The following is a 23,598-nucleotide window of genomic DNA, read 5'->3' as shown; positions in this document are numbered from 1 at the left end:
TCGCGCCGCTAGTGCACCGACAGGAATCGGCCGAGCTGCGGAATCGCCTCGCCCGGATGTTTGGCCTGGAAGCCCTCGCCGAGCGCCTGCATCTTCCAGTCGCCGCCGGCCCGGTACACCTTGGCCATCGCCATGGCGGTGAACGGCATGCCGCCGGTCAGCGTGTAGCGGGCGAGTTCGGCGCTGTTGGTGCCGTCGATCAGGCGGCAGAACGCGTTCTGCACCTGTTCGAAGGTGTGGCCCTTGTAGGAGGTCACGATGAAAACGAGCGTGGTGACATGCGCCGGGATCCGGGTGAGGTCGACCAGGATCATCTCGTCGTCGCCCTCGCCCTCGCCGGTGAGGTTGTCGCCCTGGTGGCGCACCGAGCCGTCCTTGGACGAAAGCTGGCCGTAGTAGGCGTAATCGGCGGGGTTGGCGTCGGCGAACATGATCACCGAGGCGTCCAGGTCGATGTCGACGGTGCGGTTGCCGAACATCCCGCGGCTGCGGACCGGATCCCAGCCCAGACCCATCTTCACGAAGGTGAGCGCCGCGCCGCCCTCCTTGCGCAGGGTGACCTTCTGGCCCTTGACCAGGCTGACCGGCCGGTCCTTGCTCAGGCTGACCTCGCCGGTGGGCTGCTGCTGCGGCGCCATCGGCTGCGCCGGCGGCGGGTAGCCCTGTCCGGGCGGCGGCGCGTACTGCTGCTGCGGCGGCGGGTAGTTGGGCTGCTGCGGCGGCGGGGGCGGCTGCTGCGGCGGGTAGCTCGGCTGCTGCGGCGGCGCGGCGGCCTGCGCGGCGGCAGGCGCAGGCGAATCCTCGACGGACACACCGTGATCGGTGACCAGCGCCGCGAATCCCCCCGCGTAGCCCTGGCCGACCGCGCGCACCTTCCAGGCGCCCTGACGCCGGTACAGCTCCAGCGCGATCACGATCGACTCGCTCTGCAATCCGGTGATCTGGTATTCGAAGAGCCGGTTACCGCTGGAATCGGAGACGATCGCGGTCGGCGGCGCGAACTGCCCGAAATTGCTCGAGGCGTCGTCGAGGGTGATCACGGCCCGAATCTGATCGATCTCCGGCGGCACCGAATTCAGGGATACGGCAAGCGATGCGGGCTGTCCGGTGGGCGCGGGCTGCAGGTTGACGCCGGGACCGCTGGGCTGGTTGAAGAAGACGAAGTCCGCGTCCGTGCGGACCTTGCCGCGTTCGGTCACCAGCAGCGCGGACAGATCCGCGGGCGCCGGGAGCTGGACGGAGATCACCACATCGTTGGTGGCCAGCGGACCGTTCTGGCCCTTGGCGAGTGTTGCGGACAAGGTTGACCCTTCGCTTGTCGGTGCATTCGCTAGCCACTCTACGAGAAACGTGGTGGTCCGCGCCGGAGCTAGGTGGTTAACGGTGCGGGCGTGGATGGACGATCTTCGACCGTGGCCGTTAGGGTGGCGGCCGAAGCACTTCGAATGTGTTCCCGGATCGAGACAGCAGGCAACTCCCCCCATGGCGCAATTGTTAGAGCAATCGAAAAAGGTCGTCGAGGCCCAACTCAGCGGCACCAGCATTCGCGCGATCTCCGGCTCCATGATCGCCTACGAAGGCAATGTGCAGTTCAAGTCCGCGGGTTTCGGCGGCGGCGACGGTGTGCTGGCGGGGCTCAAGCGCCGCGCCACCGGCGAGAAGCTGTCGCTGATGGAGTGCCAGGGGCACGGGCGGGTGTTCTTCGCGGTGAACGGCCAGGACGTCACCGTGGTGAATCTGAACAACGAGATGCTTCAGGTGGAATCGCAGCAACTGCTGGCGTTCGCCGGAAATCTGCGCACCGATGTGCGGTTCGCGGGTGTGCGCGGCGCGTCCAGCGGGCAGGGCCTGTTCACGACGACGGTGCAGGGCCAGGGGCAGGTCGCGCTGCTGTCGGCGGGCGGTCCGCTGATCCATCTCGAGGTGTCGCCGAATTATCCGCTGATCGTCGACCCGGACGCGTTCGTCGCGGCGCAGGGCAATCTGCAGCAGTCGTTCATCACCGATGTGTCGTGGCGCTCGTTCGTCGGCCAGGACGCGGGCGAGGCGTTCTCGCTGCGCTGGGACGGCCAGGGCGTGGTGCTGATCCAGCCGGCGGAACGGTAAGGGATTCACAGTGTTCGAAAAGGTCAACAGCAAAGTCGTCAAGGTCGATGTCGGGATGGCGGGCGGCGTGGTCGCCCGCAACGGCGCGATGCTGTTCTACACCGGCGATGTCTCCTTCGCGCCGCACCAGATTCCGGGCGCGAACCAGATGGGCGGCGGCGGAATGATGCGCATGGCCGGCCGGATGATGGCCGGTGAGCACGAGCGCACCATGCTGGCGCAGGGCAATGGCGAGGTGCACTACGGCTTCGCCGGGCTCGAGGTGCAGGTGGTGCAGATGCAGCCGGGCGCGGTGCTGCGGGTCGAGGCTTCGCGGCTGCTGGCCAATACCGCCGCGCTGCAGAGTTCGATTGTCTCGGTGATGAGTTCGGGTGGTGGCGGCGGCGGTGGCGGCGGGCTGATGGGCGCGCTGCGCGGCGCCGCGACCGGCGCGCTGACCGGTCAGGGCATGTTCACCACCCAGCTGTCCGGCCAGGGCGCGGCGGTATTGCTCGCACACGGCGGCTTCCTGGAACTGCAAGTGGGCGGGCCGAATCCGATCGTGGTCGACCCGCAGGCGTTCATCGCGGCCTACGGCAATGTGCAAACCGAGCTGAAGACGGCGATGAGCTGGCGCGACGCGGTGGGCCGCGGCGCGGGCGAGGCGATGCAATTGCATTGCGTCGGACAGGGTGTGGTGTACGTGCAGGCCTCCGAAGAGAAGTTGTAAGCCATGGCGCAAGTGTTCAATCCCACGAATCTCGGTGCGAGCGACAATATCCCGGGCAACGACTACGCGTACTGCATCGATCTGATGCAGCCGTGGTTCATGCGCAAGGGCGCGATGATCGCCTACTACGGTCAGATCAATTTCCAGATGCTGACGCACGGCCTGCAGGGCGGGCTCATGCACATGGTGTCGCAGCAATTCTCCGCACCGCTGTTCACCGGCGATTACGTCGTCGCCGAGGGCCAGGGCAAGCTGATCATCGGCGACCGCGGCTACAACATCAATTCCTACGACCTCGAGGACGGCAACCTCACCATCCGCGCCGCCAACCTGCTCGCCTTCGAGCCGGGTCTGTCGCTGAACCAGTCGATCGTGCCCGGCTTCCTGACGCTGATCGGCACGGGCAAGTTCCTCGCCTCGTCCAACGGGCCGGTCATGTTCGCCGAACCGCCGCTGCGGGTCGACCCGGAGTCGCTGGTCGGCTGGGCCGACTGCCCGTCCCCCAGCCACCATTACGACCAGCGCTGGGTCTCCAGCTTCCTGGCCGCGGGCGCGGCCCGGTTCGGCGTGAACTCCGGTGAGGAACGACAGTTCGACTTCACCGGTGCGGGCACGGTGCTGATCCAGTCCAGCGAGAAGGTGATGAACGACGCGATGATCGTGCGCACCATCGAGGGACAGTTGCAGAGCGGTATCGGCGTCGGCGGACTCCAGCGGTTGCAGGCCACCATCATGCAGCAACTCCAGGGGCAGCAGCAGTATTGAGCCTTCGCGGGCCGGTGCGCCGGCCGAAGCACCGCTATGGTGGGAGCCGTTCCGATCATCGGAGCGAATTCCATCGGCGCAACGCGGAATCGAGGGGCTGGATGTCGCAGCACCGGGGCAGACGGATCGCGCTGGCGGCGCTCGCGGGCGCGGCCACGCTGGGTATCGGAGCGGCCCCCGTGACCGCGGATCCGGTGCTCTCCAACCCCGGGGTGGTCAAGCCCGTGATCAAGTCGACCGACGGCTCCTATGTCGACAAGATCGCGACCAAGGACGCGCGCAATGTGCGCATGCAGATCTGGTCGACGGCGATGAACAAGCCCGTCTCGGTGGACGTGCTGCGCCCCGCCGACACCTCGGTGCCGCGGCCCACCCTGTACCTGTTCAACGGTGCGGGCGGCGGCATGGACGACGCCTCGTGGAAGCGCAATACCGACGCGCTGGAATTCCTGGGCACCAAGAACATCAATGTGGTGCAGGTCGTCGGCGGCGCGTGGAGCTTCTACACCGATTGGATCGCCGCCGACCCGGTGCTCGGGGTGAACAAGTGGCAGACCTTCGTCACCGAGGAGATGCCCACCCTGATCGACGCCGCGCTCGGCACCAACGGCGTGAATGCCGTTGCGGCGCTGTCGATGACCGGCACCTCGGTGCTCAACTTCGCCATCCACAAGCCGGGCCTGTTCCGCAGCGTCGCCACCTACAGCGGCATCGCTCAGGTCAGTGACCCGCTCGGACAGCGGATGGTGAAACTGACCGTGGAGACCTGGGGCGGCGGCGACACCCGCAACATGTGGGGTGAGCCGGACAACCCGCTATGGGCCGCCAACGATCCGCTGGTGAACGCCGAAAAGCTGCGTGGCACAAACCTTTTCTTCTCCACCGGTAACGGAATCCCCGGCGAGTACGACAAGCCGGGAGGCGAGTTCCGCATGGAGCCGCCGGAAGACACCCCGAAAACCGTTGCGCTGGGCGGGATTATCGAGGCGGGCGTGAACTGGTCCAACCGGAACATGAACGACCGGCTCGATCGGCTCGGCATTCCCGCGACGTTCGTGTACCGCGACAGCGGTACACACTCCTGGGGGTACTGGCAGGACGATCTCAAAGCGTCCTGGCCGACCCTGGAACAAGGCCTGTTCAGCGCCCCGTGACGGCGCGGACGGGCGACCACACCCCGAAAGGAACCATGCGTACTCTCAAGCTCGCCACCGTTTCCACCGCCCTCGCCGCCGCCGCGATGACCCTGCTCGCGGGCACCGCGTCGGCCGCGAAAACCGCTGACGCCGTGGGCAGTACGGACAGCATCACGGTCTCGATCAACAACACCGACGACAGGTGCTGGTCGGGCACCGTGCTGCTGGACGAGATGATGCAGCAGGTCATCCTGACCCCGGACAAGCCGTCCGCGGTCCTGAAGGATGTCGCGAAGGGCACCCACCAGGTGCGCGTGCACCTCTACGTGGGTGAGGGCGAGAGCTGCACCGTCAACTCGCCCGCCGTCGAACTGCTGAACAAGAGCGTCCAGGTCGGCGCCGCGGCGGGCAACCCGCTGCAGGATCTGCTCGAAACCGGCAGCGCCGCCCTCGGCCAGAAGTAGCTGTCGTTCAGGCTGACTGGATCAGCCAGTCGATGATCTCCTCGCCGGCCAGGATTCCGGAAGCCTGGGTGACGGTGAGGTTCGGGCTGGTCCAGTTCAGCTGTTCGAGTTCGCCGTGCCGCGGCCGGATGGCCGAGTCGGCGGCGCGCAGCATCTCCGCGTCCAGCGCGCCGTCACCGGCCGCGAGTGTGGTCGCGCTCGCGGTGAGCTCGCCGGACTCGGTGAGCCGGCGGCGCACCTCGGCCACCGCGATGCTCTTGCACACCGCCTGCGGCATCGTGTAGATCTTGCGGCCCTGCTGGGAGGCGGACCAGCCACGTTCCCGGCACCAGGCATCCCAGTCGGCCAGGAACCCCTCGGGCACCGCCTTGGGTTTGACCACCAGGTAGGCGAACAGGTGGTCGGCGATCCGGAACTTGGTGACCCAGGAATCGTCGATCCGGGACCGCAGTTCGGCGCTCACCTGCGACAGGGTCGCACCGCCCGCCCGCGCCTTCGCGTCGATATCGATCCGCCAGCGCATATCCGGCACGCCGTCGACCAGGATATTGCCGCCGTTGCTGGTGATGGCGTAACGCCAAGGCGCGCCGGGCAATTGGATCCGGCCGAACTGCTTGATGGTGCGCGTGGTGGTCGGGACGACCGCGGCGGGTTCGGTGAGCGCCTGCATGCGCAGCGCGGCGGCCGTGGTCATGAACGACAGCGGCGCACCCTCCAGATGTTCGACGCAGACCGTCGGCACCTCGGTGCCGGGTGTCATGGCGTTGCGGGAGTAGATCATCGTACGGTCCAGGTCGGTCGCGACCAGGGTCTGTCTCCGGGTGGTGCCCAATAGCATTACTCGAGTACTTCCTTGATCAGTCCCATGCACGAATAAGCAAGGCCGGGAACAACTTCCACCGGGACACCGCGCGCCGCGGCGAGCAGCCGCAGATGCGCGTGCTCCGGCGCATCGGCCTCCCGGACCAGTACCCGCCACGGCACGCGCCGCAACAGGACCCGGGTCGTCTCGCCGACGCCGGGTTTCACGAAATTCACGCTGGTGATGCCGTATTCGGCCCGCACCCGCTCCACCGAGGCCCAGCCGGACCAGTCGGGGGTGCGGTCACCGGCCTGGATCGCGGCCACGGCGGCGGGTACCCGGTCGCGGACGGCGTCGAAGGCCGCGCTGACCGTGTCGAGCAGTCGTCCGGATACGTCGGCGCCAGCAAGTTCACGATAGAACTTGGCGCCGTGGAACTCACCGGGGCCGGTCAGCCCGTCGTTGAGTACGGTGCGGGAAATCAGACCGGACACAGTCGAATTCAAGCAGGCCGAGGCGATCAGGAAGTCGTCGCGGGTGCCGAAGGTGCGTACAGAGTGGCCCGGATCGGCGAGCACGGCCAGCTCTCCGTCGAAACGCGCGCCACCGGCGGCGTGATAGGCCGCGAGCGCGTTGTTCAGCTCATGGGTGATCGCGCCCTTGCCGGTCCAGCCGTCGACGAACACGATCGAGGCCGGATCGTGGTGTGCGGCCAGGTAATCCAGTGCCACCGCGTCGATACCGCGACCGCGCACGATCGACACCGCGTAGTGCGGAACATCCAGTCCCCGTGCGGTTTTCAACCAGCGCTTCATCAGGACGCCGACCGGCGTACCCGCCCGAGCCAGCGACACCAGCACGATATCGCTACCCCGCTCGGCCAGCACGAGTTCGGCCACCGTGCCGACCGCGAGCGCCAGCCGTTCGGCACTCTCCTCGAGCACCGTGTCGAACAGCTCCCGATAGGCGGCATCCGGCTGATACTCGATCGGCAGCGACTCCGCGTAGTGCGCCACCCCAGCCTGGATCTTCCGCTCCCGCTCGACCACATCGGCCTCGAGATCGACGTCGGACAGATCCTTGAGCAGCCACGACACCTCATCGGCCGCGTACGACCCGAACTCGGGGCCACGCAGGGGTTCCGGCAGCTCGCGCACCGACGCTCTCGCCGACGAAGCGGGACTCGGGGAGGCGACAACAGCCGCCCGGGTGCGCTCCACGTGCAACGCGCGTGGATCGGCCCCCGGCAGTACCGCGATGAGTACATCCGCACCCGATGCGGTGAGCACATCGACCAGACCGCCCCCGGCGACCAGTGCGGCGGTATCGGCCGGCTTGTCGATGACGACCACCAGCACCGCATCGGCAGGTGACCGCGCCACACCTGAATCGGCCGGTGCCACACCGGCTCCCGAGCTCACCCGCGGATCCTTCGTGGTCACGGCGTGCGCTGTCGCCTGCCCAGCTGCCGGCGTCTCGATATCGCGCGAACCGGGCACCCCGTGTGCGAACGTCATATCCGTGATCGCGTCAGCGGGCACCGAAACCGCGCGCGTCGGGTGGGCTGCCGCTGCGGTTGCCGTATTCCCGTGCGGTCCAGGAACGGTCAGTGCCTGGAGTTCCGCGTCGAGGTCGGTCCACTGGGCGTTGTAGAGGTAGCGGGGGGCTTCGGCGTCGGGTTCCGGTGCGGTGAAACGGAATCCGCGGCGCAGCGGGTAGCCGGGCTCGTCCAGGACGTAGGCAGGTGAGCGGGTGGTGGTCTGGAAGCGGGTGGGTACACCGGTTTCGGCGAGTACGGCGGCCAGGCGGACCGGGAGGTACATCAGCTCCTCGTGTCCGATCACGATCGCCGGGCGGCCGGGGGCCTGATCGGCCAGCTGCGCGTGCACGATCCGCGCGGCCGAGGTGACGGCCGCCTCGAACGCAGCCGTGTCGGAATCCAGGATGCCGTGCCGCCCGCCTTCGGGAACGTCCAGCGGCCAGGGCAATTCGATTCGAGTGAGCGAACCACGACGCACCGCAACGGGATTCAGTTCCGGGTCGGGCAGTGCGGTGACCGTGTCGATCAAGCCTTCGGGGAGCATGGTTCTCCCCGAAGCCAAGCACACCGTGTCGATCCGCGCGCCCAACTCGGCCGCCGCGGCCTCGAATGCCGCGTGATCCGCCTCGGTGCGCATGTCCACCAGTGAGGCGAGCACATAGTGGGTGCGTGGCGCGAACGCGTGCAGCGCCCGGACCGCGTCGATCGCGGTTGCACCGGTGGAGATCTCGTCGTCCACCAGGACCAGCGGTTGTTCATTGAGGAAGATCTCGGCGGGCATCGGCTGCAGCAGATGCGAGGTGGCGTGCGAATGGCCCTCCTCGAACCCGGCGAGCGTCTGCGCGGTCGCCACGTCGCGGCGGGTCGAATGCAGGTAGCAGCTCGCGCCGATCCGCGCGGCCACGATATGCCCGAGCCCAGTGGCGGTTTCGGCGAATCCCAGCGCCACCACCGGCCGATCGCCCACCGCGGCGCGCACCAGATCACCCAGCCGATCCCCGGCCTCGAGCACGACCTTCGGATCGGTGGGCAAGTGTTTGCCGAGCACGGTCGACACCAGCAGGTGCGCGCGGCGTGGATTGCGCCGCAACCCCGGCTCGACCAGCGCCGGAATCGACACCTCGGCATGCGCGCGCACATGCCGCAGTTCGATCCCGAGCTCCCGGGTCGCCCAGGGCAGCGCGTCGCCCGCCGTCTGACCAGGTACCGAATCGCCGTGCCGGAGGCTCATACCTTCACCAACGCCGTCAGCAGATCCACGAACGACACTCCCTTGTTTGCCACGCCGAACACCCGCGCCCGCAGCAGCGTCTGCCGGGCCCAGCTGCGGTGCGGGCGCATCTCGTTCATCTTGTTCCGGTACTCCGAGGCCGCGACCCCGCCCACCTCGACCTGGAGGATGTCCAGCGCGTCGGAGTACTCCTCGTGCGACACCACCGACAGCGCGTGCACCGCCGCCACGTGTGACGGATGGATGACGGTCTTGCCCTGGATCCCATTGGCCCGGTCCAGGGTGATCTCCCGGAGCAGACCGTCCAGATCCCGGCTGACCAGGTACTGCCGGAACGGGACCGCGTCGGATTCCTCGAACGGCGCGGTGCGCAGCAGCGGCCGGAACATGCGCTCGTGATCGGCGAAGTACTCCCAGACCGGGCCGGTGATGACGAATCCGGTGCCGTCGGCGCGACCGAGATAGTTGACGATGTCGGCGATCACATCGGCGACCACCCGCACGTCGTAGATGGTCAGATCGCGGTCACGGCGGATGCCGAAGGTCGAGCACATATCGGTGGCGCCGACCCGCACCGCGAGCACCCGCTCCCGATGTTCGGCCAGCAGCGCGGCGATCTCGGTCAGCTCCTCGTCCCGGGTCTGCCGGTGCACCAGGGCTTTCGACTCCAGCACCGGCATGCCGTACACCGGCCGCGCCAAACGCTGCCCGGCCTCCTCCAGCGCGTCGAGATACTTCGCGCCGGTGGAGCTGTCGAACTTGGGGAACACGAACCCGGTCAGCACATCCGCGCCCGCGCCCAGCCCGTCGACGATCTCGCGGACCGTATCCGCGTCGCGCACCCGCACGAACACCAGCGGATTCGGTTCCGGACTGGCGGCGAGCAGATCCAGCGCCGCCACGGCCTGCCGCTTGGCGTACTCGACCTCGTGATCGGCGACCGCGTCCTCGAGATCGATCACCATCGAGCACACGCCGCGCGCGGCCCGTTTGCGGATGGTCTCGGCCAGATCGGGGCGGGTCGCCGGTGCGTAGAGTGTCGCCCCCAGAGCCGTCGCGAGTAGTTCACGATCGGTGCTGTCACCGAACGGTTCCGGCGGCCGGTGAAAGAGGGTCCGGATATCCGGACCGTGTAGCTGCCGAAAATGGCGCAGCGGCAATCGCTTCCGCAGGGTTACCGCCTGCTGGACCGCAATGCCCGCGGTCATCGGCGCCCCGTCCCCAACTTCAATTCCATGACCCTTTCGAGCGCCCCCGCAAGCGATCGCTAACGGTGTGGTCCTGCGTGTTTTCTCATTCGATCCACTACCCCGGCTATGAATTCGGTGACGGCATCGAGTTCCGTCACATAGGCCCAGTAATCGGGGTGCCGCCCCGACAGTGATTCGGTTATTCGGTCGATCCGGTCGGCCTGTGCGTCGAGCACAGATCCCCACTCTTCGACCAGCCCGCGGCTGACCGCGAGCATTTGCGCGTCCCGCAGCCGGAAGCGTACGGCCTTGGCCTGGTTTTGCGGATCCGCTCGAACCTCACGCAGCAGGGCGAGTCGCTTCGTGACGGCGTCTACCTGGCGTTCGGCTGCGGCGAGATTCCCCCGCGCAGTAGAGGTCAGTTCAAGGGCTAACTCCGGGTTGTTCTCGGCCATCGCCGACCGCGCGCCCGCGAGGGCGGTGGCCGCGGCGTCCATGTCTGCCTGGCTCTCGCGCCCATTGTTCGCCAGATCGGCCGAACTTGCAGCATTGAATTCGCGCAGTAGCGCGGAGTACGCCGGAGCCAACCGTTCCGCGCGGGTCCGCACCGCCGAAAGCCTGGTATTCACCGAGGTGATCGCGGTGCGCGCGGCGCCGAGCCGAGATGGGGCCTGCGCCAACGCATCTGCCAACTCCGCGGTTGCCGACTCCAGCCGGCGGGCCGTCTCGCGCACCTGTCCGGCGGTGCCGCGGCCCGGTCCGCCGGAGCCCAGCTCGGCCGCCTCCACTGTGAGCAGTGCCTCATCCACGGCGGCCGCGCGCGACCGCACCGACGGATAGTCGGCGAACTCGCTCTCGGCCGCCTGCCCGCGCACGACCGCCGCCGCCTGCTTGACCTGCCGGGCCAACTGCGGCACCGCCCCCAGCACCGTGCTCGCGTGCTCGAGCTGCGCCTGATGCCCGCGATAGAACTCGTCCACCCCGCGCGCCGCGTCGATCAACTGCCTGGTCACCGCGTCCGCGCGGGCCTGCCCCTGCGGGAACGGCATCTTGTCCCGCTCGGCGGTATCGATCTCCCCGGTCAGGGTCAGATACGCCTCCGCCGCCGCATAGCACCGCGCCCGCACCGGTTCCCACAGCGCCGCGTGCCCGCGCTCCGGCGACATCTGCTCCGAGGCGTGTACCGCCGCTTCGGCCGCGCTCTGACGCCGATCCATATCCAGGAACGCTTCCGTCAGACGCGCCCGAGCGGTTTCTATCCATTCGTTGGGATCCGATGACTGGAACCAACCACGCCTACGGCCTGCCACGTCCCGATCGTAGGCGCTGCCCCGTAACCCCCGCCCATACCCGGACGGAGATCTTTCGGTCGGCGGCCGTTAACCCAGTTCCTACGCAAGTTCGGCGAAACCTACTACTGTCGTTGGCGTACCCGGCTATTCGGACATGCTGGGATCACTAGACGGACTATTGAAAGGGTTTCCCGCATGGGTGTCAGTTTGTCCAAGGGCGGCAATGTCTCGCTGACCAAGGCCGCGCCTAACCTCACCAAGGTGGCCGTCGGCCTCGGGTGGGATGTGCGGACCACCACCGGCACCGACTTCGACCTCGATGCCAGCGCCATCGCGACCGGCGCGGACAAGAAGGTCCTGACGGACCAGCACTTCGTGTTCTTCAACAACCTGAAGTCGCCCGAGGGTGCCATCGAGCACGCCGGTGACAACAAGACCGGTGAGGGCGAAGGCGATGACGAGGTCATCAATGTCGACCTGGCCGGTACCCCGCCGACCATCGAGAGCATCTTCTTCCCCGTCTCCATCTACGACGCGGAAACCCGGCAGCAGTCCTTCGGTCAGGTGCGCAACGCCTACATCCGCGTCGTCAACCGCGACAACGGTGAAGAGCTGGCCCGCTACGACCTGTCCGAGGACGCCTCCACCGAGACCGCCATGGTCTTCGGCGAGCTGTACCGCAACGGGGCCGAGTGGAAGTTCCGCGCCATCGGCCAGGGCTACGCCTCCGGTCTGGCCGGTATCGCCCGCGACTACGGCGTCAACGTCTAACCGGCGACGCGAACGCGGAGGGGGCTCGCCGCCGGGCCCCCTTCTCGTGTGTCCCTGATCTCAGTAGGACGCAAATAAGGGGGGCGGCAGTTGGACATCCAGCGCATCAGCGACCACGCTGAAAAGACCCCGATACTAGATTCTCCTCAGACATGACACGAAAGGTCCCCCAGTGGTCCTGCGCATATACGGACTCTCCATCGCCGTCACGGTGGTATCGCTGATCGCGGCCTTCCTCTACGGCGGGCCCGAGGCGTTCATTCTCTGTGCCATTCTCGGCATCCTCGAGGTCTCGCTGTCGTTCGACAACGCGGTCATCAACGCCACGGTGCTCGAGCGGATGAGCGAGTTCTGGCAGAAGATCTTCCTTACCATCGGCGTAGTCATCGCCGTGTTCGGTATGCGCCTGGTCTTCCCGCTCGCGATCGTGTGGATCACCGCGGGACTGAACCCGGCGAAGGCCTTCGACCTGGCGATGAACGTGCCCTCGGCCGAAGAGCAGGCCGCGGGCGTCAAGTCCTACGAAACGCTGCTCACCGACGCGCATCCGTCGATCGCGGCGTTCGGCGGCATGTTCCTGCTCATGCTGTTCCTGAACTTCATCTTCGAAGAGCGGGAGATCACCTGGCTGAGCTGGCTGGAGAAGCCGCTGTCCAAGGCCGGCAAGATGGATATGGTCGCGGTCGTCGTGGCCGGGATCGCCCTGCTGCTGACCGCCGAATTCCTGACCAAGGGCGAGGATCGCACCACCGTCCTGATCGCGGGCCTGCTCGGCATGGTCGTCTACATCGCGGTCGACGGGCTCGGGTCCATGTTCCACACCGACGAGCTGGTCGAGGAACATGAGCACAGCGGCCCGTCCACCCTGGTCAAAGCCACCGGCAAGGCCGCGTTCTTCCTGTTCCTGTACCTCGAGGTGCTCGACGCGTCGTTCTCCTTCGACGGTGTCATCGGCGCCTTCGCCATCACCTCCGACCCGATCATCATCGCGCTGGGCCTGGGCCTGATCGGCGCCATGTTCGTCCGGTCCATCACGGTGTACCTGGTCCGCAAGGGCACGCTGGCGGAGTACGTCTACCTGGAGCACGGTGCGCACTGGGCCATCGGCGCCCTGGCGATCATCCTGTTCATCTCGATCAAGGTGCACGTGCCCGAGCTGGTCACCGGCCTGATCGGCGTCGCGCTGATCGGTGCGGCGTTCATTACCAGCATCATTCGCAACAAGCGCGACGGCGGGGACGACGCTCCCGAGCCCGAGCTGGAGAAGTCGGCCACCCCGGTCGCCTGATCCCGTATCCATCCGACAGCGGCTCCGCCATTGCGGCGGGGCCGCTTTCGCGTTCTCGTCAACGTGCGGCCACCGGTTGCGGCGCCGGCCGCCCCGCCGACTGCGGCCGTGCGGAGGCGAGCACCAGCCCGAGCACGCCGACCCCGAGACCCGCGATCGTCAACGGCCGCAGCGGCTGATCGACGAGCAGCCAGGCCAGTAGCGCGGTCACGGCGGGCGTGGCGAAGAACAACCGGCCGACGCGGGTGGCGTCCCAGCGCCGCAGCATCGCGTTCAGCAGCAGGAACGCGGCCACCGAATTCACCAGCACGATCCAGGTCAGCGCGGCGGCGAAATGCGGCAGGTCCCGGATCTGCCACTGCTGGGTCGCCAGGACCAGCACGGCGGCGATCGGCGCGCTGGCCAGCGCGTGCACGGCCGTCGAGGCGCGCGAATCGACCTGCGGCGCGAACCGTTTCTGATACACGGTCCCCATGCTCAGGCCGAACAGACCGAGCAGGCACAGCAACAGCCCCGCCACCGAGAAGTTCGACTGGTCGACCACGGCCGCCGCGACACCCACGCCGCCGATACCGAACCCCGCCCACTGGCGAGCGGTCACCGTTTCGCCGAGAAACCCGGCGAACACCGCGATCAGCACCGGGTTCAGGCCTTGGATCAAGGCGATGACGGCACCGGAGACCTGGTGACTCATAGCCGTGTAGAAGGCACCGAACTGCACGATCTGCATGAGCAGTCCCGCGATCACCACATGCCGCAGGGTCTGCCCACGCGGCCAGGTCGCGCGGACCGCCCAGGCGTACCCGGCGAGCAGGGCGCCGCCGATCACGTAGCGCCCCAGCAGGACCAGCATCGGTGGCGCGGCGCCGACTCCGATGATGCCCGCGATGAAGGCGCTGCTCCACATCAGGACGAACAACGGTTGCACAGCAATGGTGAAGTACGCCTTCATGATTCCTCCGCGGTAACCGGTCAAGGTGGTTAGTACGCTGTCAGCCGACCGGATAACCTGTCAAGGCGGTTACTATGACCAGCATGTTCACCTTCGTCAGCGGGAATCTCGCACTCGACTTCGCGGGCACGGTCAAGCACCGATCCACGACATACATCGATGGCCTGACGACCGCCGACGCGCTCGCCGAATGGCTGGTCGACGCGGGACTACTCGACACCGCGGCCTGTGCGCCGCCGCAGCTCGAACACGCGGTGCGGCTGCGCGAAGCGATCTACCGGATGGGCGTCGCGGCGGCCGCGAACGCGCCGATCGCCGCCGCCGACCGACGCTGGATCAACGACTGCGCGCGCGGTGAATTACCCACGGTCACCCTGCGATCCGATGACACGATCGCCCGCGCGGGCACCCCGGAGGCTGCGCTGACCGCGATCGCCCGCGCGGCCGTCGAACTGTTCGGCGGCGGCGATCGGGTACGCGTCAAACAATGCTCGCGACCGTCCTGCACCCGGCTGTACCTGGACACCTCGCGCGGCGGAACCCGGCGCTGGTGCGATATGACGCTATGCGGCAACCGCGCCAAGAGCGCGGCGTTCCGCGCGAAACACGCGTGAGCGTCAGAGCATGCGATGCGGCTTGGCCGCGGCCCTGGCCCGCCGGATCGACACCCGGCTCCACACCCGCTGCTGCACCGCGAGGGTGGCCCAGCCCGCCAGCGCCATCCCGGTAAGGTTCACGACGAGCTGCAACGTGCTCCCCCAAATCGCCTCACCCACACCGAAAGCCGCGCCCAGCGCGATATTGCCGGAGGCCGGCACGGTGGTCACCGAAATGAAGACCCCGGCCATACCGGCGGCCTTCGACGAGGTCAACGCCAGCACACCGGCCATCGCCGCGATCACCGCGACAATGAACGACCACTTGTCCGGGGTGTAGATGAACGCCGTGCTCGGCCGCGGACCGGTCACATCCTCGAGTGTGATCCAGCCCAGGCCGCGACCGACGAGCGCGAGCAGGAAGGTGACGGCGATCGAGACGGCGAAGCCGATCAGCAACGTCCGCACCGCCAGTCCGAAGAGCGTGAACCGCCTGCGCACCAGGGCGACTCCGAGCGCGGCGATAGCGCCGAACTCCGGGCCGAGCACCATCGCGCCGATCACCAGGACCTGCGAATCCACCACGATGGCGATGGCCGCGAGCATCGTCGCCAGCGTCATGAAACTCAGGTAGGTCCAGTTCAGTTCGGTTTCCTCGTACGAGCGCTGCGCCACGTCGGCCCACACCACCGCGTCGGAGCTGCTGCCCGGCGTGCGCACCTCGGCGTCGAAACCGCTGCGCGACAGCCAGGTTCGCACCTGATCGATCTCGATCGTGCCGTCGCGGTGCACGCCCAGCTCACGCAGGCGGGTGATCACATCGTTGGCGGCTTCGCGGGCGACATCGGCCAGCACCAGATCGCCCTGCGGCTTCAGCGATGCGCCGCGCAGCACCGACAGCCCGGTCACCGCGTCATCGGCTTCGAAGATCTGAATCACGTCGTCGGTCATGGCCTTCGGCGCATTGACCCGAATCTGCAACATGGACACAGTGTGCCGCGCGTCCGCGCACGGCACCGGTTATGCGGGCACCAGCGTGCCGGGTTCGTAGCGCGGCACCCGCGGCGGTTCCCGGCGCACCCAGCGTGGCTCGGCCCGCACGAACAGCCCGAACAGGATGACCAGCAGAATCGCCCGACCCCACACGCCGAACTGCACCACACTCTCCGACAGTTCCACCCAGCGCCCGGTGACGAGAGCATGGAAATACCGGAACACCCCGACCCCGATCGCGAGATCGGCGACCAGATAGGCCCCGATCACCGGCCACGGCAGCGTGAGCAGGATCAGGAACGGAAGCAGCCACAGGGTGTACTGCGGCGAATGGACCTTGTGCAGCACCATGAACGCGCACAGCATGGCCGCGCCGACCCCGATCCACGGATAGACACCGGTCTCCCCGTAACGCTGCCAGCCCAACCACAGCGCGAGCGCGAACGCGCCGAGCAGCAGCGACGGCGAGAGCACCGACACCACCTGCTGGAAATCCACCTCGCCCGCGTAGTCCGGGTCGAACATCCGGCGCAGGCCCCAGTACCAGATGGAATTGGTGGTGATATCGACCGTGCGCATCTGCTGGAAGGTGATCGATGCGCGCCAGCCCTGATATCCCAGCAGCATGAACGGCAGATTGATGGCGACGACAGTGGCCACGGCGGCGCCGAGAGTCAGTGCGGCGCCGCGCATATCCGGGCCACGGTCGCGCCGCTCGCTGGTCAGCACGAAGGCCAGCAGTGGCAGCAGGAAGATGCCCGGATAGATCTTCAGGCAGATGCCGACACCGAGCGCGATCGCGGCCAGCACGCCCCGTTTTCGCACGGAATACCTGGTCAGTGTCGTCACGTAGACGGCGGCGACCGTCGTGCAGACCACCGGTAGGTCCCAATTGTGGGAGCCGTAGAGCACAAGCGGCGGACCACCGGCCCACAGCAGCGCGGTGCGGCCGGTGAGCAGCACCAGCAGCGCCACGGTCAGCAGGCCGAACGGGGCGAGTAGCCAGGCCGACTGCGCCAGGAAATCGGCGTCGTTGTCCGCGCCGAGGGCGCCCAGCCAGATCAACAAGCCGCTGAGCACCGGATACTCGACCGCGCCCCCGGTCAGCTCGCCCTCGGCGGTGATGCCGCCGTGGATATAGGGAAAGACGTGCTGGTCGATATCGCGGCCCAGCCACAGGTACTGGATATCGGAATAACAGACGTCGGAATCCTTGATGTCGTCGAAGACGACACTGCGACCGTCGTCGTAGAACTCCCCGCCCGCGCACCGCGCCTTGTTCGCATAGGCCAGCGCCAAAGTCAGCGCGCACAGCAGCAACGTGACCGTGATGAGGGCCACTCGCCGGGACGGGCGCGAGAACATGCGCACCACCCTAGGTGGCCGTTTTTCGGAGCGCTCCCAGCCACAGGGAAGTTGGGATCGATTTCTTGGTTGACCTGGAGCCCATGTAGCCTTGTCGGGTTGCTGACGCAACGACCCTCCTGCCACGGACCGTCCGTGGCCGATTCCTAGTCCACAGGAGGTGATTGGTCCGTGCGTCATTACGAAGTGATGGTTATCCTCGACCCGAGCCTGGACGAGCGCACTGTTGGTCCGTCGCTGGACAACATGCTGAACGTCGTCAAGACCGAGGGCGGCAAGGTCGACAAGGTCGACATCTGGGGCCGCCGCCGGCTCGCCTACGAGATCTCGAAGCAGGCCGAGGGCATCTACGCGGTCGTCGATCTGACCGCTACCCCCGCCACGGTGAGCGAGCTCGATCGCCAGCTGGGTCTGAACGAGTCGGTGCTGCGCACCAAGGTTCTGCGCCACGGCAAGTGACCCCCTCGTCAGCGTCGGTGCCTATGCCTAGGCTCTAGCGCAAAGCGAGTGCAAGGCGGACTGCACACCGAGCAGGAGGAACCACATGGCAGGCGACACGGTCATCACCGTCATCGGAAACTTGACGGCCGACCCCGAGCTTCGATTCACGCCCGCGGGAGCGGCGGTTGCCAACTTCACCGTTGCATCCACTCCCCGTGTGTTCGACCGTAATTCGAATGAATGGAAAGACGGCGAAGCGCTTTTTCTGCGCTGCAATATCTGGCGCGAAGCTGCGGAAAATGTCGCCGAATCGCTGACCCGAGGCGCTCGCGTGATCGTGAGCGGACGGCTGAAGCAGCGCTCCTACGAAACCCGCGAGGGTGAGAAGCGCACGGTCGTCGAACTCGAGGTCGACGAGGTCGGTCCCTCGCTGCGTTACGCCACCGCGAAGGTCAACAAGGCCAATCGCGGCGGCGGAGGCGGCGGCTTCGGATCCGGTGGTGGCGGCGGCAACAACTTCGCCGCGGCCAATTCCGGTGGTGGCGGCGGTCGTTCCGGCGGCGCCGAGGACGACCCCTGGGGCAGTGCGCCCGCGGCCGGCTCCTTCGGGGGCGGCGGCCGCGTCGATGACGAACCGCCGTTCTGAGAACGGCATACCTGGGCTTCGGGCCCGATAACTAACGGAGTAAAAGACCATGCCTAAAGCGCCCGCGCGCGAAAAGGTGCTGAAGAAGAAGGCTTGCACTTTCTGCAAGGAAGCCAAGTCCGGCACCGTGAAGATCGACTACAAGGACACCACGCTGCTGCGTAAGTACGTCAGTGATCGCGGCAAGATCCGCGCTCGCCGGGTCACCGGCAACTGCGTGCAGCATCAGCGCGATGTCGCCGTCGCCGTCAAGAACAGCCGTGAGGTGGCCCTGCTGCCTTACGTCTCCACGGCTCGCTGAGAAAGGGAAGCATCGCAATGAAGCTGATTCTGACTGCCGATGTGGACAACCTCGGTGCGCCCGGCGACACCGTCGAGGTCAAGGACGGCTACGGCCGTAACTACCTGCTGCCGCGCGGCCTGGCCATCGTCGCCAGCCGTGGCGCGCAGAAGCAGGTCGAGGGCATCCGCCGGGCGCAGGACGCCCGTAAGGTGCGCGACCTGGATCACGCCAACGAGCTGAAGCAGGCCATCGAGGGCCTGGAGGCCGTCTCGCTGAGCGTGAAGACCGCCGGCACCGGCAAGCTCTTCGGCTCGGTGACCCAGGCCGATGTCGCCGCGGCCATCAAGACCGCGGGCGGCCCGGTGGTCGACAAGCGCAGTATCGAGCTGCCGAAGTCGCACATCAAGACCGTTGGCAAGCACGGCGTCGTGGTGCACCTGCACCCCGACGTGGCGGCCAAGTTCGACCTGCAGGTCGCGGCCAACTGATTCCGGCTCGAAGACCACCCTCGCGGTTCGCGCGAGGGTGGTCTTCGGCTGCGCGAACCAATCGATAACTGCCTGTTTGCCACTCTTCGAACGCCGGTTGCGGGTACACCCCCGGCGAATTTCGGCCCCCTTTCGACCACCGGTTATTCGGCCTGTGGATTACTTGCAAACCGACCGATCGCGATGTGACGTGCGGATTCCTGCTCCACATCCGCCGTTAACCCAACACGCCCGGTCGTTCATCTCGAACGACACGCCGACTCCCAGTTAATCCACATGCCGATCGCTCGAAAAATCGATTGCTATCTGCGTGTTCTCACGGTGTGACCTGGGTTTTCCCCAAGTTGTCCACAGGAGGTGCACACGGAGGCGGGAACACTCCCCAAGTTATCCACAGCTGGGTACACAGGGGCGTTTGGCGACCCGCCGTACGGTCGCCTAGGTTCTTCGCTGCACCGGGTACGAAGATCGGGTTCGGCAGTGCCGCAACGGTTTGCTGACCTCCGGCCGAAAGGCCCTGGTGGCGTGGGTGGCTCGGCGAATGTGTCGGTGCCCGGGAGTAGAACAACTCATCGATAGTGTGATCCCGGTCGAGGGACGAGAGGACGGTCGAGTCTGGTGGCAGTCGTCGATGACCGCGGGCACGCCGCCGAATTCCCGCCCGAACCCCCCGGCGAGGATTTCGGCCGCCAGCCTCCGCACGATATGGCGGCCGAGCAGTCGGTACTCGGCGGCATGCTGCTGTCCAAGGACGCCATCGCCGATGTCGTCGAAGTCATCCGGCCCGGCGATTTCTACCGTCCCGCCCATCAGGCCGTCTACGACACCATTCTCGATCTGTACGGCCGCGGCGAACCCGCCGACCCGGTCACCGTCGCCGCGGGGCTGGACCGGCGCGGCGAGCTCAAACGCATCGGCGGCCCGCCCTACCTCGTCACCCTGACCCAGACCGTCCCCACCGCCGCCAATGCCGGCTTCTACGCCGAAATCGTCGCGGAGAAGGCGATTCTGCGCCGCCTGGTGGAGGCAGGCACCCGCATCGTCCAGTACGGCTATGCCGGCGCCGACGGCCAGGACATCGCCGAGGTCGTCGACCGCGCCCAGGCCGAGGTCTACGAGGTCACCGAACGCCGCACCACCGAGGATTTCATGCCCCTGGAGGAACTCCTCCAGCCCACCATGGACGAGATCGACTCCATCGCCTCCCGCGGCGGCATCTCCCTCGGCGTCCCCACCGGCTTCACCGAACTCGACGAGATCACCAACGGCCTGCACCCCGGCCAGATGATCATCGTTGCCGCTCGGCCAGGTGTCGGCAAGGCCCTGGCCTTGGACACCCCCCTCCCCACCCCCACCGGTTGGACCACCATGGGCGAGGTCCGGGTCGGCGACGAGCTCCTCGACGCCTCAGGCCGGCCCACCCGCGTAGTTGCAGCAACCGAGGTGTTGGTCGACCGCCCGTGTTATGAGGTCGAATTCTCCGATGGCACAGTGCTGGTCGCCGACGAGCAGCATCAATGGCTTACCGAGACGCGAAAGTCTCGACGTTCGGCTCGGCAGGCCGCATCTGGACACTCCCGCCAGCATCACCAGCGAGCGTTCGCCGAGGTTCGAACAACGGCGGAGATCGCGCGCACGGTGCGCTGCGAGACTGCCGACCGCAGGCTCAACCATTCGGTCGTCAATGCCGAGCCGCTGCAACTGCCGATGCGCCACCTGCAGATTCCGCCCTACACCCTGGGTGCGTGGCTCGGCGACGGAACTTCGGCCGCAGCGCAGATCACGTCGGCAGATCCAGAGATCATCGCGTGTATCGAGGCCGAAGGCATCGTGGCGGTGCCCTCACACTCGGCGGCTCTGCGCTACCAACTTCGGCTTCCGCCGGACCAGCCGATCACCGCGCGTCAATGCACTGTTTGCGGCAGCGAATTCATCCCCTTCACCAGCGAAGTTCGCACTTGCGGTAGGTCCTGCGGCGGAAAGGCACGTTTCCACTCCGATCCTGTCCCCACGCCGACTTGCTCGAACTGTGGCGGCCCTTCGATCGGGCTCCGCCTGTGCCGGTCGTGCCGAAACAGCATCGGAAGCGTGCAGGCAAGACTCCGCACCATCGGCGTTCTCGGCGACAAGCACATTCCGATCGAGTATCTGCGCGCTGCCGAGGCTCAGCGCCGTGCACTGCTGGCTGGCCTGCTCGACACCGACGGCACTGTCACCCATGGCGGTTCGGTCCAGTTCGCGGTTACCAGCGAACGTCTGTTCCAGGATGTCTGTGAACTGGTGGTGAGCTTGGGTTATCGCTGCGCTATCTCGACGAGGCATGTCCGCGGCCGCTCCGAGGATTCCTCGACTCTGTACACACTCACCTTCGCCACAGACGACGAGGTGTTCGGGCTCTACCGAAAAGCACTGCTGCACAAAGAACGTCGCGCAAGCAAGAACACTTCGCGCTCTGGTTCCCGCTACATCGTCGACGTGCGCGCGGTGGACAGTGTTCCTGTCCGATGTGTCCAGGTCGATAATGCCGACCACATGTATCTCGCGGGTCGTTCGATGGTGCCCACGCACAATTCGACGCTCGGCATGGATTTCATGCGCAGTTGCTCGATCAAACACGGCCTGGCCAGCGTCATCTTCTCGTTGGAGATGAGTCGTACGGAAATCGTCATGCGTTTGCTGTCGGCGGAGGCGAAGATCAAACTCGGCGATATGCGCTCCGGGCGAATGAGCGATGACGACTGGACCAAGCTGGCACGGCGGATGAGCGAGATCAGCGAGGCGCCGCTGTTCGTGGACGATTCACCGAACCTGACGATGATGGAGATTCGAGCGAAGGCGCGGCGGTTGAAGCAGCGGCACGACCTGAAACTCGTTGTGGTGGACTACCTTCAGCTGATGACCTCCGGTAAGAAGGTCGAATCCCGGCAGCAGGAAGTCTCGGACTTCTCCCGAAACCTGAAGCTGCTGGCCAAGGAACTCGAAGTCCCGGTGGTCGCGATCTCCCAGCTGAACCGTGGCCCGGAACAGCGCACCGACAAGCGCCCCATGGTGTCCGACCTGCGCGAATCGGGTTGTATGTCGGCCTCGACCCGAATTCTGCGGGCCGACAATGGAGGCGAGACGACTCTCGGCGAACTGCTCGTCAGCGGCGAGCAACCGCTGGTGTGGTCGTTGGACGAGCGCATGCGAATGGTCGCGCGGCCGATGGTCAAGGTCTTCCCGAGCGGGCGCAAGGAAGTATTCAAGCTGCGCCTGGCCTCCGGGCGTGAGGTCGAGGCAACCGGCAACCACCCATTCCTCACGGTCGACGGCTGGATCGCGCTGGAGCAGCTGGCCGTCGGTGATCGCCTGGCGACCCCGCGACTGGTACCAGAGCCGGCGCACACCACACCGATGGAGGATGCCGAGATCATCCTCCTCGCCCACATGATCGGCGATGGCTCCTGCGTGAAGCGCCAGCCGATCCGCTACGCAAGCATCGACGAGCAGAACTTGGCTGCGGTCACAACCGCGGCGCAGCACTTCGGCGTCACCGCGGTGCGCGACGAATACGTTGCAGCTCGCGTGACGACATTGCGTCTACCCGCGCCTTTTCACCTCACCCACGGCAAGCGGAATCCGATCGCGGCCTGGCTCGACGAGCTTGGTCTCTTCGGTCTGCGCAGCTACGAGAAGTTCGTCCCACAGCAGGTTTTCTCGTTGCCGAACATCCAGGTCGCGCTCTTTCTGAAACACCTCTGGGCCACAGACGGATCCGTGCGCTGGGACGCGAAAGGTCGCCAAGCCCGTATCTACTACGCCTCGACCAGCCGACGCCTGATCGACGACGTAGCCCAGCTACTGTTGCGCCTCGGTGTGCTTGGAAGGATCAAGCGGGTACCCAAGTCCGGCTACCGCGACTGCTGGCGCCTCACCATCGACGGCTCCGAAAACCAATCCACCTTCCTCCGCGACATCGGCGTGCACGGCGCTCGCGGCGAAGGCGCCGAAATCGCACTTCGGGAGCTCGCCTCGGTCGCCGCCAACCCCAATGCGGACACCGTCCCCAGGGAGGTCTGGTCTCAGATCAGGACGCTCCTGGCCACGAAACACATAACCCACCGGGAATTCTCGGCAGCCATGGACTCCCGCTTCTGCGGCTCCACCATGTGGAAACGCTCCCCGAGCCGTTCCCGCCTCGCTCGAGTCGCCGCGGTCCTCGACGACGCCGAAATCGACATGCTCGCCACCAACGATGTCTTCTGGGACAAGATCGTCGAAATCACCAGCCTCGGAGAGCAAGACGTCTATGATGGCACGGTGCCTGGGACGAATAACTTTGTGGCACAAGGGATCTCAGCTCACAACTCGCTCGAACAGGACGCCGACATGGTCATCCTGTTGCACCGCCCCGACGCGTTCGAACGCGACGACCCACGCGGCGGCGAAGCCGACCTGATCCTCGGCAAACACCGCAACGGCCCCACCGCCACCGTCACCGTCGCCCACCAACTCCACCTCAGCCGCTTCGTGGACATGGCCCGCGGCTGATCCCACTGTC

At 66.6% G+C, this 23,598-nt stretch carries 21 protein-coding genes; 13 read left to right on the top strand and 8 right to left on the bottom strand.

The window, feature by feature from the left end:
• Positions 1-8: 8 nt before the first annotated feature.
• Positions 9-1,301 carry a TerD family protein gene (locus tag ACFVMC_RS06810; protein ID WP_379207521.1) on the bottom strand — a complete coding sequence of 431 codons (1,293 nt, stop codon included), beginning with the start codon at positions 1,299-1,301 and terminating at the stop codon, positions 9-11.
• Between the two features lie 181 nt (positions 1,302-1,482).
• Between ACFVMC_RS06810 and ACFVMC_RS06805 the strand changes: the two genes are divergently transcribed.
• From ACFVMC_RS06805 to ACFVMC_RS06785, 5 genes are all read left to right on the top strand, one after another.
• Positions 1,483-2,106 carry an AIM24 family protein gene (locus tag ACFVMC_RS06805; RefSeq protein ID WP_379207519.1) on the top strand — a complete coding sequence of 208 codons (624 nt, stop codon included), beginning with the start codon at positions 1,483-1,485 and terminating at the stop codon, positions 2,104-2,106.
• A gap of 10 nt (positions 2,107-2,116) precedes the next feature.
• Entirely contained in the window at positions 2,117-2,815 is a 699-nt protein-coding gene (locus tag ACFVMC_RS06800) for an AIM24 family protein (protein WP_379207517.1), read from the top strand.
• Between the two features lie 3 nt (positions 2,816-2,818).
• Positions 2,819-3,580 (top strand): AIM24 family protein, encoded by a 762-nt coding sequence (locus ACFVMC_RS06795; RefSeq protein WP_379207516.1) that lies wholly within the window; start codon positions 2,819-2,821, stop codon positions 3,578-3,580.
• 101 nt (positions 3,581-3,681) lie between these two features.
• Positions 3,682-4,734: an alpha/beta hydrolase gene (locus tag ACFVMC_RS06790; protein WP_379207514.1), complete on the top strand. Its 1,053-nt coding sequence runs from the start codon at positions 3,682-3,684 to the stop codon at positions 4,732-4,734.
• 35 nt (positions 4,735-4,769) lie between these two features.
• Positions 4,770-5,180: a hypothetical protein gene (locus ACFVMC_RS06785; protein ID WP_379207512.1), complete on the top strand. Its 411-nt coding sequence runs from the start codon at positions 4,770-4,772 to the stop codon at positions 5,178-5,180.
• 7 nt (positions 5,181-5,187) lie between these two features.
• Here ACFVMC_RS06785 and ACFVMC_RS06780 read toward each other — a convergent pair whose 3' ends face one another.
• The 4 genes from ACFVMC_RS06780 to ACFVMC_RS06765 are packed head-to-tail and all read right to left on the bottom strand — an operon-like array spanning position 5,188 to position 11,253.
• Positions 5,188-6,018, bottom strand: coding sequence for an HAD family hydrolase (locus ACFVMC_RS06780; protein WP_379207511.1), 831 nt, complete (start codon positions 6,016-6,018; stop codon positions 5,188-5,190).
• On the bottom strand, positions 6,018-8,753 hold the full coding sequence (locus ACFVMC_RS06775; RefSeq protein ID WP_379207509.1) for a phosphoribosyltransferase domain-containing protein: 2,736 nt from the start codon (positions 8,751-8,753) through the stop codon (positions 6,018-6,020). Before ACFVMC_RS06775 ends, ACFVMC_RS06780 begins: the two co-directional genes overlap by 1 nt.
• A complete protein-coding gene (locus ACFVMC_RS06770) occupies positions 8,750-9,961 on the bottom strand; it encodes an HpcH/HpaI aldolase/citrate lyase family protein (protein WP_379207507.1) in 1,212 nt (403 codons plus the stop codon). The genes ACFVMC_RS06775 and ACFVMC_RS06770 overlap by 4 nt, the downstream gene beginning before the upstream one ends.
• Before the next feature lie 59 nt (positions 9,962-10,020).
• Positions 10,021-11,253, bottom strand: coding sequence for a hypothetical protein (locus ACFVMC_RS06765; protein WP_379207505.1), 1,233 nt, complete (start codon positions 11,251-11,253; stop codon positions 10,021-10,023).
• Between the two features lie 177 nt (positions 11,254-11,430).
• Here ACFVMC_RS06765 and ACFVMC_RS06760 point away from each other — a divergent pair, with 177 nt between their 5' ends.
• Positions 11,431-12,006, top strand: a complete 576-nt coding sequence (locus ACFVMC_RS06760; RefSeq protein WP_379207504.1) for a TerD family protein — start codon at positions 11,431-11,433, stop codon at positions 12,004-12,006.
• 172 nt (positions 12,007-12,178) lie between these two features.
• Positions 12,179-13,294 carry a DUF475 domain-containing protein gene (locus ACFVMC_RS06755; protein WP_379207503.1) on the top strand — a complete coding sequence of 372 codons (1,116 nt, stop codon included), beginning with the start codon at positions 12,179-12,181 and terminating at the stop codon, positions 13,292-13,294.
• 58 nt (positions 13,295-13,352) lie between these two features.
• Here ACFVMC_RS06755 and ACFVMC_RS06750 read toward each other — a convergent pair whose 3' ends face one another.
• Entirely contained in the window at positions 13,353-14,246 is an 894-nt protein-coding gene (locus tag ACFVMC_RS06750) for a DMT family transporter (protein ID WP_379207501.1), read from the bottom strand.
• 74 nt (positions 14,247-14,320) lie between these two features.
• On the opposite strand from ACFVMC_RS06750, the gene ACFVMC_RS06745 reads away from it, so the two are divergent.
• The gene (locus ACFVMC_RS06745; RefSeq protein WP_379207500.1) at positions 14,321-14,860 is read left to right on the top strand and encodes a CGNR zinc finger domain-containing protein; all 540 of its coding nucleotides are present in this window, start codon (positions 14,321-14,323) and stop codon (positions 14,858-14,860) included.
• Positions 14,861-14,863: 3 nt separating this feature from the next.
• Here the strand turns inward: ACFVMC_RS06745 and ACFVMC_RS06740 are convergent, their stop codons facing one another.
• Positions 14,864-15,826, bottom strand: coding sequence for a DUF389 domain-containing protein (locus tag ACFVMC_RS06740; protein ID WP_379207498.1), 963 nt, complete (start codon positions 15,824-15,826; stop codon positions 14,864-14,866).
• A gap of 36 nt (positions 15,827-15,862) precedes the next feature.
• Positions 15,863-17,200 carry a hypothetical protein gene (locus ACFVMC_RS06735; RefSeq protein WP_379207497.1) on the bottom strand — a complete coding sequence of 446 codons (1,338 nt, stop codon included), beginning with the start codon at positions 17,198-17,200 and terminating at the stop codon, positions 15,863-15,865.
• Between the two features lie 171 nt (positions 17,201-17,371).
• On the opposite strand from ACFVMC_RS06735, the gene rpsF reads away from it, so the two are divergent.
• From rpsF to ACFVMC_RS06710, 5 genes are all read left to right on the top strand, one after another.
• The gene (gene rpsF, locus ACFVMC_RS06730; protein ID WP_356972024.1) at positions 17,372-17,659 is read left to right on the top strand and encodes a 30S ribosomal protein S6; all 288 of its coding nucleotides are present in this window, start codon (positions 17,372-17,374) and stop codon (positions 17,657-17,659) included.
• 85 nt (positions 17,660-17,744) lie between these two features.
• Positions 17,745-18,287, top strand: coding sequence for a single-stranded DNA-binding protein (locus ACFVMC_RS06725; RefSeq protein ID WP_379207495.1), 543 nt, complete (start codon positions 17,745-17,747; stop codon positions 18,285-18,287).
• Between the two features lie 49 nt (positions 18,288-18,336).
• Positions 18,337-18,588 carry a 30S ribosomal protein S18 gene (gene rpsR / locus ACFVMC_RS06720; protein WP_209885537.1) on the top strand — a complete coding sequence of 84 codons (252 nt, stop codon included), beginning with the start codon at positions 18,337-18,339 and terminating at the stop codon, positions 18,586-18,588.
• Positions 18,589-18,605: 17 nt separating this feature from the next.
• Positions 18,606-19,058 carry a 50S ribosomal protein L9 gene (gene rplI / locus ACFVMC_RS06715; RefSeq protein ID WP_379207493.1) on the top strand — a complete coding sequence of 151 codons (453 nt, stop codon included), beginning with the start codon at positions 18,606-18,608 and terminating at the stop codon, positions 19,056-19,058.
• A gap of 618 nt (positions 19,059-19,676) precedes the next feature.
• Positions 19,677-23,588, top strand: a complete 3,912-nt coding sequence (locus ACFVMC_RS06710) for a replicative DNA helicase (RefSeq protein ID WP_379207491.1) — start codon at positions 19,677-19,679, stop codon at positions 23,586-23,588.
• Positions 23,589-23,598: the final 10 nt, after the last annotated feature.

The sequence above is a fragment of the Nocardia sp. NPDC127579 genome (assembly GCF_042672005.1).
Taxonomy (GTDB): domain Bacteria; phylum Actinomycetota; class Actinomycetes; order Mycobacteriales; family Mycobacteriaceae; genus Nocardia.
Note: the sequence above shows the minus strand (reverse complement) of the source record. Positions and strands in the feature narration are given on the sequence as shown.

Bases quoted from the DNA above. Each gene is read 5' to 3' on its own strand.
- ACFVMC_RS06805 (WP_379207519.1), top strand. From the start codon at position 1,483: ATGGCGCAATTGTTAGAGCAATCGAAAAAGGTCGTCGAGGCCCAACTC.
- ACFVMC_RS06795 (WP_379207516.1), top strand. From the start codon at position 2,819: ATGGCGCAAGTGTTCAATCCCACGAATCTCGGTGCGAGCGACAATATC.
- ACFVMC_RS06790 (WP_379207514.1), top strand. From the start codon at position 3,682: ATGTCGCAGCACCGGGGCAGACGGATCGCGCTGGCGGCGCTCGCGGGC.
- ACFVMC_RS06785 (WP_379207512.1), top strand. From the start codon at position 4,770: ATGCGTACTCTCAAGCTCGCCACCGTTTCCACCGCCCTCGCCGCCGCC.
- ACFVMC_RS06780 (WP_379207511.1), bottom strand. From the start codon at position 6,018: ATGCTATTGGGCACCACCCGGAGACAGACCCTGGTCGCGACCGACCTG.
- ACFVMC_RS06775 (WP_379207509.1), bottom strand. From the start codon at position 8,753: ATGAGCCTCCGGCACGGCGATTCGGTACCTGGTCAGACGGCGGGCGAC.
- ACFVMC_RS06770 (WP_379207507.1), bottom strand. From the start codon at position 9,961: ATGACCGCGGGCATTGCGGTCCAGCAGGCGGTAACCCTGCGGAAGCGA.
- ACFVMC_RS06760 (WP_379207504.1), top strand. From the start codon at position 11,431: ATGGGTGTCAGTTTGTCCAAGGGCGGCAATGTCTCGCTGACCAAGGCC.
- ACFVMC_RS06750 (WP_379207501.1), bottom strand. From the start codon at position 14,246: ATGAAGGCGTACTTCACCATTGCTGTGCAACCGTTGTTCGTCCTGATG.
- ACFVMC_RS06745 (WP_379207500.1), top strand. From the start codon at position 14,321: ATGACCAGCATGTTCACCTTCGTCAGCGGGAATCTCGCACTCGACTTC.
- ACFVMC_RS06740 (WP_379207498.1), bottom strand. From the start codon at position 15,826: ATGTTGCAGATTCGGGTCAATGCGCCGAAGGCCATGACCGACGACGTG.
- ACFVMC_RS06735 (WP_379207497.1), bottom strand. From the start codon at position 17,200: ATGTTCTCGCGCCCGTCCCGGCGAGTGGCCCTCATCACGGTCACGTTG.
- ACFVMC_RS06725 (WP_379207495.1), top strand. From the start codon at position 17,745: ATGGCAGGCGACACGGTCATCACCGTCATCGGAAACTTGACGGCCGAC.
- rpsR (WP_209885537.1), top strand. From the start codon at position 18,337: ATGCCTAAAGCGCCCGCGCGCGAAAAGGTGCTGAAGAAGAAGGCTTGC.
- rplI (WP_379207493.1), top strand. From the start codon at position 18,606: ATGAAGCTGATTCTGACTGCCGATGTGGACAACCTCGGTGCGCCCGGC.